This is a genomic window from Acinetobacter sp. YH12138, assembly GCF_015218525.1.
GTDB classification, from domain to species: Bacteria; Pseudomonadota; Gammaproteobacteria; order Pseudomonadales; family Moraxellaceae; genus Acinetobacter; species Acinetobacter amyesii.
In genome coordinates this window covers 3,056,351-3,068,459 of record NZ_CP048670.1, presented here as the reverse complement: position 1 = coordinate 3,068,459, position 12,109 = coordinate 3,056,351, and the positions used below count along the sequence as shown (strand labels likewise).

The window sequence follows — 12,109 nt, the reverse complement described above, 5'->3', positions numbered from 1 at the left end:
AATGGTAGAAATTACTCGAAGTTTATTTGAGCAAATTTTTGTCAGTAATTGATGAGCCAAGATTGGTACACTATATGTACTATTGATTTTAAACTGAAGAGTTTGATCATGGCTCAGATTGAACGCTGGCGGCAGGCTTAACACATGCAAGTCGAGCGGGAATAGGTAGCTTGCTACCGATTTCTAGCGGCGGACGGGTGAGTAATGCTTAGGAATCTGCCTATTAGTGGGGGACAACATTTCGAAAGGGATGCTAATACCGCATACGTCCTACGGGAGAAAGCAGGGGATCTTCGGACCTTGCGCTAATAGATGAGCCTAAGTCGGATTAGCTAGTTGGTGGGGTAAAGGCCTACCAAGGCGACGATCTGTAGCGGGTCTGAGAGGATGATCCGCCACACTGGGACTGAGACACGGCCCAGACTCCTACGGGAGGCAGCAGTGGGGAATATTGGACAATGGGGGGAACCCTGATCCAGCCATGCCGCGTGTGTGAAGAAGGCCTTTTGGTTGTAAAGCACTTTAAGCGAGGAGGAGGCTACTTTGGTTAATACCTAGAGATAGTGGACGTTACTCGCAGAATAAGCACCGGCTAACTCTGTGCCAGCAGCCGCGGTAATACAGAGGGTGCGAGCGTTAATCGGATTTACTGGGCGTAAAGCGTGCGTAGGCGGCTTTTTAAGTCGGATGTGAAATCCCCGAGCTTAACTTGGGAATTGCATTCGATACTGGGAAGCTAGAGTATGGGAGAGGATGGTAGAATTCCAGGTGTAGCGGTGAAATGCGTAGAGATCTGGAGGAATACCGATGGCGAAGGCAGCCATCTGGCCTAATACTGACGCTGAGGCACGAAAGCATGGGGAGCAAACAGGATTAGATACCCTGGTAGTCCATGCCGTAAACGATGTCTACTAGCCGTTGGGGCCTTTGAGGCTTTAGTGGCGCAGCTAACGCGATAAGTAGACCGCCTGGGGAGTACGGTCGCAAGACTAAAACTCAAATGAATTGACGGGGGCCCGCACAAGCGGTGGAGCATGTGGTTTAATTCGATGCAACGCGAAGAACCTTACCTGGTCTTGACATAGTAAGAACTTTCCAGAGATGGATTGGTGCCTTCGGGAACTTACATACAGGTGCTGCATGGCTGTCGTCAGCTCGTGTCGTGAGATGTTGGGTTAAGTCCCGCAACGAGCGCAACCCTTTTCCTTATTTGCCATCGGGTTAAGCCGGGAACTTTAAGGATACTGCCAGTGACAAACTGGAGGAAGGCGGGGACGACGTCAAGTCATCATGGCCCTTACGACCAGGGCTACACACGTGCTACAATGGTCGGTACAAAGGGTTGCTACTCCGCGAGGAGATGCTAATCTCAAAAAGCCGATCGTAGTCCGGATTGGAGTCTGCAACTCGACTCCATGAAGTCGGAATCGCTAGTAATCGCGGATCAGAATGCCGCGGTGAATACGTTCCCGGGCCTTGTACACACCGCCCGTCACACCATGGGAGTTTGTTGCACCAGAAGTAGGTAGTCTAACCGTAAGGAGGACGCTTACCACGGTGTGGCCGATGACTGGGGTGAAGTCGTAACAAGGTAGCCGTAGGGGAACCTGCGGCTGGATCACCTCCTTAACGAAAGATTGACGATTGGTAAGAATCCACAACAAGTTGTTCTTCATGACGATGTATCTGAGGGTCTGTAGCTCAGTTGGTTAGAGCACACGCTTGATAAGCGTGGGGTCACAAGTTCAAGTCTTGTCAGACCCACCACTACTGACAAAGTACGGAAAATCAGAACATTGACTTATTGATAAGCTGGGGACTTAGCTTAGTTGGTAGAGCGCCTGCTTTGCACGCAGGAGGTCAGGAGTTCGACTCTCCTAGTCTCCACCATACATTCCTTCGGAATGTATAAAGAACGAAGCTAAAATAAACAATCAAACGATTGTTAGCTTAGTCCTTAAGCGATCAAGTGTTTAGGTTATAGAGCTTAGCAACAAAGTGGCGTATGATTCGCTCCATTGTTATTAAGCTCTGTGATTTATCACAGTTTCCTGACCTGACGAAGGCTGGAAAAAATCATTAACAGAATATATTTGAGTTGAAATAATTTGTTCATACTCGTTTGATTTAACCTAACAAGCAATTGTGAAAGTTGAATGAAATGAGTTACTAGCGAAATTAACTGAATCAAGCGTTTTGGTATATGAATCTAATTGAAGCTGTACAGTGCTTAAGTGCACGGAACAACGAACTGTGAGAGAAGCCAGTTTACTGGTGGATCTTGTTGCTACACTGACTTGTAGGTGTAACGACTGTTTGGGGTTGTATAGTCAAGTAATTAAGTGCATGTGGTGGATGCCTTGGCAGTCAGAGGCGATGAAAGACGTAATAGCCTGCGATAAGCTCCGGGGAGGCGGCAAATATCCTGTGATCCGGAGATTTCTGAATGGGGAAACCCACCCGCTATAAGGCGGGTATCATAAACTGAATACATAGGTTTATGAGGCGAACGAGGGGAAGTGAAACATCTCAGTACCCTTAGGAAAAGAAATCAATTGAGATTCCCTCAGTAGCGGCGAGCGAACGGGGAAAAGCCCATTAAGTTATCTAAGCTTTAGTGGAACGCTCTGGGAAGTGCGACCATAGTAGGTGATAGTCCTGTACACGAAAGGGCTTAGATAATGATGTCGAGTAGGGCGAGGCACGTGAAACCTTGTCTGAATATGGGGGGACCATCCTCCAAGGCTAAATACTCCTGACTGACCGATAGTGAACCAGTACCGTGAGGGAAAGGCGAAAAGAACCCCTGTGAGGGGAGTGAAATAGATCCTGAAACCGCATGCATACAAGCAGTGGGAGCCAACTTGTTTGGTGACTGCGTACCTTTTGTATAATGGGTCAGCGACTTACATTCAGTAGCAAGGTTAACCGATTAGGGGAGCCGTAGAGAAATCGAGTCTTAATAGGGCGTTTAGTTGCTGGGTGTAGACCCGAAACCGGGTGATCTATCCATGAGCAGGTTGAAGGTTGGGTAACACTAACTGGAGGACCGAACCCACTGTCGTTGAAAAGCCAGGGGATGACTTGTGGATAGGGGTGAAAGGCTAATCAAACTCGGTGATAGCTGGTTCTCCCCGAAAGCTATTTAGGTAGCGCCTCGGACGAATACCATTGGGGGTAGAGCACTGTTTCGGCTAGGGGGTCATCCCGACTTACCAAACCGATGCAAACTCCGAATACCAATGAGTACTATCCGGGAGACAGACTGCGGGTGCTAACGTCCGTAGTCAAGAGGAAAACAATCCAGACCGCCAGCTAAGGCCCCAAAATTATAGTTAAGTGGGAAACGATGTGGGAAGGCATAGACAGCTAGGAGGTTGGCTTAGAAGCAGCCACCCTTTAAAGAAAGCGTAATAGCTCACTAGTCGAGTCGGCCTGCGCGGAAGATGTAACGGGGCTAAAACTATATGCCGAAGCTGCGGATTTACACATTAGTGTAAGTGGTAGGGGAGCGTTCTGTAAGCCGATGAAGGTGGATTGAGAAGTCTGCTGGAGGTATCAGAAGTGCGAATGCTGACGTGAGTAACGACAAAACGGGTGAAAAACCCGTTCGCTGAAAGACCAAGGGTTCCAGTCCAACGTTAATCGGGGCTGGGTGAGTCGACCCCTAAGGCGAGGCCGAGAGGCGTAGTCGATGGGAAATTGGTTAATATTCCAATACTTCAGTGTAATGCGATGAGAGGACGGAGAAGGTTAAGTCAGCCTGGCGTTGGTTGTCCAGGTGAAAGGAAGTAGGCATGTATCTTAGGCAAATCCGGGGTACTCTATGCTGAGATCTGACAGCAAGCTGTACTTGTACAGTGAAGTGGCTGATACCATACTTCCAGGAAAAGTCTCTAAGCTTCAGTTACACTGGAATCGTACCCGAAACCGACACAGGTGGTCAGGTCGAGTAGACCAAAGCGCTTGAGAGAACTCTGCTGAAGGAACTAGGCAAAATGGTACCGTAACTTCGGGAGAAGGTACGCTGCTTTTGGTGATGGAACTTGCTTCCTGAGCTGAGAGCAGCCACAGAAACCAGGCCCCTGCAACTGTTTATTAAAAACATAGCACTCTGCAAACACGAAAGTGGACGTATAGGGTGTGATGCCTGCCCGGTGCTGGAAGGTTAATTGATGGGGTTAGCGTAAGCGAAGCTCTTGATCGAAGCCCCAGTAAACGGCGGCCGTAACTATAACGGTCCTAAGGTAGCGAAATTCCTTGTCGGGTAAGTTCCGACCTGCACGAATGGCATAATGATGGGGGCGCTGTCTCCAGCAGAGGCTCAGTGAAATCGAAATCGCCGTGAAGATGCGGTGTACCCGCGGCTAGACGGAAAGACCCCGTGAACCTTTACTGCAGCTTGACATTGAACTTTGATCTTACTTGTGTAGGATAGGTGGGAGGCTTTGAAACCGAGACGCTAGTTTCGGTGGAGCCAATCTTGAAATACCACCCTGGTAATATTGAGGTTCTAACTCTGTCCCGTTATCCGGGACGAGGACCATGTCTGGTGGGTAGTTTGACTGGGGCGGTCTCCTCCTAAAGAGTAACGGAGGAGTACGAAGGTGCGCTCAGCGTGGTCGGAAATCACGCGTAGAGTATAAAGGCAAAAGCGCGCTTAACTGCGAGACCCACAAGTCGAGCAGGTACGAAAGTAGGTCTTAGTGATCCGGTGGTTCTGTATGGAAGGGCCATCGCTCAACGGATAAAAGGTACTCTGGGGATAACAGGCTGATACCGCCCAAGAGTTCATATCGACGGCGGTGTTTGGCACCTCGATGTCGGCTCATCTCATCCTGGGGCTGAAGCAGGTCCCAAGGGTATGGCTGTTCGCCATTTAAAGAGGTACGCGAGCTGGGTTTAGAACGTCGTGAGACAGTTCGGTCCCTATCTACCGTGGGCGCTGGAAATTTGAGAGGATCTGCTCCTAGTACGAGAGGACCAGAGTGGACGAACCTCTGGTGTACCGGTTGTGACGCCAGTCGCATCGCCGGGTAGCTATGTTCGGAAGGGATAACCGCTGAAAGCATCTAAGCGGGAAGCCTACCTCAAGATAAGATTTCCCTTGGACTTTATGTCCACTAAAGAGCCGTTGAAGACTACGACGTTGATAGGTTGGATGTGGAAGTGCGGTGACGCATGAAGCTGACCAATACTAATTGCTCGTGAGGCTTGACTATACAACACCCAAACAGTTGTATATATAGCATCAATTGATTCACATATAATCAATCAAACTTGATTTAGTTGAAAAGCTAGATACAATGAACACCTTAAATTAACTCAAGTACTTCTGTTAATAACTCATTTGGTAGAAAACTTAGCACGAAGAGCACTGCTCTGAGATTAGACTAAGCGAGTATCCATAAACAGTTGTGCTGGCGACAATAGCAAGAGTGAACCACCTGATCCCTTCCCGAACTCAGAAGTGAAACCTCTTAGCGCTGATGGTAGTGTGGGGTTACCCATGTGAGAGTAAGTCATCGCCAGCTCATTATTCGAAAACACCCCCTGCACTAGTCAGGGGGTGTTTTTTTATGTGGGGAGAAAAGGGGCGAAGAAAACAAAGAATTCTTCATTCATTTTTATGTGATTTTTAAATTAAAGGCTGAAAGGCGTATACTATCCGTGTCATTGATGGAAAGCTCATGTCTGATTTAGCTTCAAACGCTCATTATATTGAATACGGCACACGACCATTTCTTGCCATTTTATTTTCTTTATTTTTAGCGGGCTTCGCAATTTTTTCATCGTTGTATTGTGTACAACCGATGATGCCCATTTTTGCGGATTTCTTTCATATCAGTCCGACACATAGCAGTTTCCCTTTATCTTTTTCTACTATTGCTTTAGCAATAGGACTACTTTTCACCGGTTTGATTTCAGATCGATTCGGTCGTAAGCCTGTGATGGTCATCGCTTTATTTTTGGCAGCATCACTTTCAATTATCAGTTCTATATTTCCCCTTTGGGAAATATTTTTACTGAATCGCGTGCTGATCGGATTAAGTGTTAGCGGTGTTGCTGCTGTTGCAATGACTTATATTGGAGAGGAAATTGCGCAAAAAGATATAGGCTTTGCAATGGGCCTGTATATTTCAGGGACCGCAATTGGCGGAATGGGGGGGCGTCTCATTGCTGGGGTATTGATTGATTATATTAGTTGGCAAAATGCCATGATGATTATCGGCATCATTAATCTATGTATAGCAACAGCGTTCTTTTTATTACTTCCGGCATCTCAACATTTTCAAGCTTATCCCATTCGTTTCAACCGATTTTATGAATCTTTCGTTAAAAATTTAGTAGATCCTAAGCTTAGAATCTTATTCCTTCAAGGTTTTATCCTCATGGGATGTTTTGTCTCTATATTTAATTATATGAGCTACCACCTATTAGAAGAACCTTATCAACTTTCTCAAACTTGGATTGGGCTAATTTCCATAGCTTATTTGGCAGGAATATATAGTTCACCTCGGGCTGCAAGTTGGGGGAAACGCTTTGGGCGTGAAAAAGTTTTACCTGCAATGCTGATCATGATGTTGTTGGGGCTGTTGATTATACTCATTCCGGCATTTTGGTCAGTCATTTTGGGGCTGATTGTATTCACTTTCGCTTTTTTTGCAGCGCATTCCACTGCAAGTAGTTGGGTTTCGGTTCAATCCCTGCAGTACCGTGCCGTAGGTTCATCGCTGTATTTATTTTGCTACTATTTAGGTTCTAGTATCTTGGGTAGTAGTAGTGGTTTGGTTTGGGAAATGTCTGGTTGGATGGGTTTGACGAGTTTTATTGCTGTTATTTTGATGATCGGTTTATTTTTAGCAATACAATTGAATAAATTAAAATAGAAATATGTGAATAAGCTATTATTTAATATTCGTTTTACATCTATTTTTTAATATAAATAACACTATAAAAATGGCTGAATTTACTATTTTTATGATTATACAACTTTGGTCTAATATTTCTTTTAAAAGGTGCCTCATAATAATGAAATACATCACAATATAATAAATAAAATATTTTTGGTTATCATTTTTTAAAATATAATATATTTTCAAGTTTTTGATATTTATCATTTATATGTATTTTTCGTATTTTTTTTCATTTATTTTTAGTTGGAATTATATATAGATCATCATTGGTTTTAAACTGAAGGTGATTATGAGAAATATAACTATTTTAATGATGGCTTTGGTTTTTATCTTAATCTCAGCTTATGCAAATACCACGAATTTAGGGACAGCAGGTGCAGAGCGTAAACAGTTTTTTATCGTTCCTCAAAAGTTATTAACTAAACAGGCGGATAGATCGTATCAACAATTTATTCATCAAGCGAAAGACAAACAACTTTTGATCATTGATCCGAAATTGGATCAGGTTTTAAATAAACTCAAAAAAAATGCGGAGTTTTACCGTCAAGGTTCGAGTCAATGGGATTGGCAAGTCAGTGGGAATTTAAATAAAGATTTAAATGCACATGGTTTTCCAAGTGGGAAAATTGTCATTAACACGGGTTTGTATTGGAGTTTAAAGCTGAATGAAGATGAATTGGCATTTGTGATGGCGCATGAAATGGCACATGCATTGCGTGATCATCATCGTGAGAAGATTTCCCTGCTGTTTGCAAGTCAGGTGGCGATGATTTCTTCAACTGCGGGTATCGGTGCGCTTGTTACTGCGGCCAGTAGTGTGACTGGGCAAGCTGTTTTTTGCCTAAAGTTTCAAAATTTGAACTGGAAGCAGATGTCCTTGCACTTGATCTGATGTCGAAAGCGGGCTTTGACCCAAATGCAGCATTGAGTTTTTGGCAAAAATATCAGCAGGAAACGACACGCCGTCAAATGCTTGATGTAAAACCTTTGATGACTCAAGACAGTATAGATAAGCGTAAGATTTATAGTGAAAAATATTTACCTGAAATGCACATCAAATTTCAACAGGCACAGGCTGTAATGTTGAATAAAAATGCGATAACTCATGGCACATTCTAGATTGATTTAAACTAAAGCAAAGTTACAAATGATGTATTTAAATCTAGTTTTATAGTCATGCAACAGTACTATTAAATCTGATGTCTATATAAAACAATTCAATGAGTCTCTAGCCATTGTATAAATTATAATCAAGCATGATGAAGGGAATTCATGGTAAAATGATCGGCTTTCATCTTCTTTGATCTTTTTTCAGATCATTCCATCTGCCAGCCGAGAATTGCTAGCCATGTCTACTGCTTATACTATGCAGACTGCGCCAAAAGCGTTGTTTGATTACGACAAATATTGGGCGTCTTGTTTTGACCCTGCGCCATTTTTGCCGATGTCACGCGAAGAAATGGATCAACTCGGTTGGGACAGCTGCGACTTTATTTTGGTTTGTGGCGATGCGTATATCGATCATCCATCATTCTGCTCAGGCATTATCGGCCGTACCCTTGAAGCGCAAGGCTTCCGTGTCGGGATTATTGCTCAGCCAGACTGGACCAATGTAGAAGCGTTCCGTGTATTGGGTAAACCGAATATTGCTTGGGGCGTGACTGCCGGCAACATGGATTCGATGATCAACCGTTATACAGCTGACCGTAAAATCCGTTCAGATGATGCCTATTCTCCGGATAATCAACCGAATAAACGTCCAGACCGTGCAGCAACGGTATATTGCCAACGTGTGCGTGAAGCTTATCCAGATGTGCCTGTATTATTGGGCGGTATTGAAGCCTCGCTGCGCCGTATTGCACATTATGATTATTGGTCAGACAAAGTCCGCCGTTCAGTATTGATGGACTCGAAAGCCGATCTATTGATGTATGGTAATGGTGAACGTTCAATCACGGAAATCATGCATCGTTTGGCTCGCGGTGAAAAAATCCAAGAGATTACGGATGTCCGCGGTACTGCATTTATTGTGAATAAAAATAACCGGGCTTCAAAAGCGAAGTTTGTTGAAATCGCATCAAATGATGTCGATGCGATTGGCCGTGTCGATCCGATCATTAACCCGTACGTGATGACTGAAGACCTTGAAGGCTGTGAAATCGAGAAAGGCAAAGACAGCGTTACGCAATATCAGGGCTTCCAAAAAGAGGCGGTAGCAAATCCGATTGTTCGTGAAGGCGATAATTTAGACGCCGACACGCAAATCGTGCAGCTGCAACCTGCATCAAAAGCCATTAAGCATAAATTGCCGCCGCGTGAATTGGCGGTGATTCGTTTGCCTGCCTATGAAGATGTGGCGAATGATCCTGTGCTGTATGCACATGCCAACCGTATTTTGCATTTGGAAACCAATCCGGGCAATGCGCGCGCGATGGTGCAAAAGCATGGTGAACGTGATGTTTGGCTGAATGCGCCGCCGATTCCCTTGACTACAGAAGAAATGGATTATGTGTTTGACTTGCCGTATGCACGTCTGCCACATCCTGCGTATGGTGAAGCGCGTTTTCCTGCCTTTGACATGATTAAGTTCTCTGTGAACATTATGCGCGGCTGTTTTGGCGGCTGTACCTTCTGCTCAATTACAGAGCATGAAGGGCGTATCATCCAAAACCGTTCTGAAGAATCGATTTTGCGTGAAGTTGAAAAAATTCGTGATACCGCACCGGGTTTTACTGGGATCATTTCTGACTTAGGCGGTCCAACGGCCAATATGTACCGTTTGGCATGTAAAGATCCTGAGATTGAAAAGAACTGCCGTAAGCCGTCGTGTGTATTCCCGGGTGTATGTCAAAACTTACATACCGATCATGCGCCTTTAACCCAGTTATACCGTAAAGCGCGTTCATTGCCGGGGATTAAAAAGATTCTGATCGGTTCTGGTTTACGCTATGACCTTGCGGTATTAAACCCAGAATATGTCAAAGAATTGGTGACACATCACGTCGGCGGTTACTTGAAGATTGCGCCTGAACATACCGAAAAAGGTCCATTATCGAAGATGATGAAACCGGGGATCGGGACCTATGACCGTTTCAAACAAATGTTTGATCGTTTCAGTAAGGAAGCAGGGAAAGAGCAGTATCTCATTCCTTACTTTATTGCAGCGCATCCGGGTACGACGGACTATGACATGATGAACTTGGCGATTTGGCTGAAGAAGAATGGTTTCCGTGCCGATCAGGTGCAAACCTTCTATCCATCACCAATGGCGACCGCAACAACCATGTACTACACCGGTAAAAACCCGCTGGCTAAAGTGGCGCGTTATACCGAAAATGTCGATATCGTGAAAGGTGAAAAACGCCGCCGTTTGCATAAAGCCTTCTTGCGTTATCATGATCCAAACAACTGGCCATTGCTACGTGAAGCGCTCAAAGAAATGGGGCGTCAGGATCTGATCGGGAACTCCAAACAGCATTTGATTCCGACGTATCAGCCTGCGGGTAGTGCTGAGGGCCAATACCAATCTGCACGTAAAAAGAACTCAAGCATTGCGGGTGATTCACAAAAACGTACAGGCGAACAAGGTAATCGGACTAAGGCTGCTCAATCGCGTCCTTCAAATACCAAGAAGCGTCCTGAGCGCGGTCAAATCTTGACGCAGCATACTGGTCTGCCGCCGCGTGAAACGGGTGATGCGAAAAAACCTTTTGGCGGTCCGAAACCCAAAGGAAAATCGAAGCCTAAATCACGCGCTTAAAATGATTAAATAAAAAAAGACACTTCGGTGTCTTTTTTTATGGGTGTTATGCTCGGCAGCATAAGACAGTTTGTATTTTTATATGCTGTTACAAGCTCAATGCCATATGTGTGTCGGTTATCTCAATGAAATACGAGCAAAATTTGACAGCTTATCGGAATTGTCTGACAGTGAGAGGAAATGCACTTGCTGTCGTTTTAGCGAATGATCTAAAGTATTTGTATATAGCAATGGATGCTATTACTCTGAACGAAGTGGCATGTGATGTTTAACGCTTTAAGTTTGCAACTTTTTGTCAGTTTAAATACGTATTGTGTGAAAGTTAGAGTTATTTTTTTTAATAGGAAATTAAAAAAATAATACTGGTTGTATACTTCGTCTTCATAAGAAGTATGTCAAAAACCAAAAATATAAGAAATATAAAGGATTATGAGATGACTATATACATAGTAATAGGGAGTATTTTACTCTTCTGTGTGCTCATAATGGCTTGGAAAAGTTTAGAAGGTGATTCTAAGCAACAAGATAGCGCATTGAAACAACGTGCTATTTTCAACATTAATGAGCAATTAACCTACACGCGTTTAAAAGAAATTTTGCCTAAGCATACGATCCTTGCGCATGTGTCTTTTGATGCACTGTTGACCACGAAATACTATCGTACGCGGAATAAGTATCGAAATATGGTGGCGGACTTTGTCGTCCTAGATGAACAGCATCAGATCTTGGCGATCGTCGCTTTAGATGATCCAATGGTGCTAAAACGGATGCAGCAGTCGCAATATCAAGATGCTTTGCTCGCTTTGGCAGGCTATCGGGTCATTCGTTATGATGATGTGCCTGAGTACGTTCAATTACGCGAAGATTTCTTGAATGAGCAGCGTGTACAAGCGCCATTTGTGCCGGTTAATGATCTGAAAAAATATCATTTATATTCAGATTTGGAACGTAAAAAGATCAAAATTATTGGATCTTAGGGATTCAAAGAGCAAAATCTTTTACAAAAAAAAGCATGTATTCAGACATGCTTTTTTTGTAATTCAGGCTTAATGGTTATTCAGGCTTAATGGCTACGACGGTTAATTCTACCAGTACACGCGGGTCGTATAATTTGGCTTCAACACAAGTTCTGGGTAATGCTTCAATGTCTGACACCCACGTATCCCATACCTCATTGAATGCGGCATAATCCTGTTCAATATCTTTAAGATAAATGGTCACTGACATAATGTGGCTTTTATCTGTACCGGCATCTGCAAGAAATTGATCAATGATCTCAAATGTTTGCTGTGTTTGTCCTTTGATGTCTAAATCAAGGTCTGTTGCCAATTGACCTGCCAAATGGATCAATTGACCAGAAATAGCGATTTCGGAAAAGCGTTTTGAAACATGCAGGCGTTGGATGGTCATGCGGAATATCCTGAAAGCAAAA

General features: G+C 44.1%; 6 protein-coding genes, 2 tRNA genes and 3 rRNA genes. 10 read left to right on the top strand and 1 reads right to left on the bottom strand.

Translation table 11 applies throughout. The annotated features are described in order from the left end of the window. Positions 1-90 precede the first annotated feature (90 nt). From G0029_RS14890 to G0029_RS14850, 10 genes are all read left to right on the top strand, one after another. Positions 91-1,629 (top strand): 16S ribosomal RNA (locus G0029_RS14890). Between the two features lie 61 nt (positions 1,630-1,690). Continuing rightward, a tRNA-Ile gene (locus G0029_RS14885) sits at positions 1,691-1,767 on the top strand. A gap of 47 nt (positions 1,768-1,814) precedes the next feature. Next, positions 1,815-1,890: transfer RNA gene (locus G0029_RS14880), tRNA-Ala, on the top strand. A 438-nt stretch (positions 1,891-2,328) separates the two neighbouring features. Beyond that, a 23S ribosomal RNA gene (locus G0029_RS14875) occupies positions 2,329-5,222 on the top strand. 197 nt (positions 5,223-5,419) lie between these two features. Further along, positions 5,420-5,534 (top strand): 5S ribosomal RNA (gene rrf, locus G0029_RS14870). Together the 16S, 23S and 5S rRNA genes with 2 tRNA genes alongside form the textbook arrangement of a ribosomal RNA operon. Before the next feature lie 156 nt (positions 5,535-5,690). Then, positions 5,691-6,890, top strand: coding sequence for an MFS transporter (locus tag G0029_RS14865; RefSeq protein WP_180106740.1), 1,200 nt, complete (start codon positions 5,691-5,693; stop codon positions 6,888-6,890). Between the two features lie 316 nt (positions 6,891-7,206). Continuing rightward, entirely contained in the window at positions 7,207-7,809 is a 603-nt protein-coding gene (locus tag G0029_RS14860) for a M48 family metalloprotease (protein ID WP_227591835.1), read from the top strand. Beyond that, complete coding sequence (locus G0029_RS18325) at positions 7,809-8,036, top strand: hypothetical protein (protein WP_227591834.1); 228 nt, start codon at positions 7,809-7,811, stop codon at positions 8,034-8,036. Before G0029_RS14860 ends, G0029_RS18325 begins: the two co-directional genes overlap by 1 nt. A gap of 229 nt (positions 8,037-8,265) precedes the next feature. Beyond that, on the top strand, positions 8,266-10,677 hold the full coding sequence (locus G0029_RS14855; protein WP_078189552.1) for a YgiQ family radical SAM protein: 2,412 nt from the start codon (positions 8,266-8,268) through the stop codon (positions 10,675-10,677). 434 nt (positions 10,678-11,111) lie between these two features. Next, complete coding sequence (locus G0029_RS14850; RefSeq protein ID WP_078189487.1) at positions 11,112-11,654, top strand: DUF2726 domain-containing protein; 543 nt, start codon at positions 11,112-11,114, stop codon at positions 11,652-11,654. 76 nt (positions 11,655-11,730) lie between these two features. Here the strand turns inward: G0029_RS14850 and G0029_RS14845 are convergent, their stop codons facing one another. Next, on the bottom strand, positions 11,731-12,087 hold the full coding sequence (locus tag G0029_RS14845; protein ID WP_180106742.1) for a RidA family protein: 357 nt from the start codon (positions 12,085-12,087) through the stop codon (positions 11,731-11,733). Between the last annotated feature and the right edge of the window lie 22 nt (positions 12,088-12,109).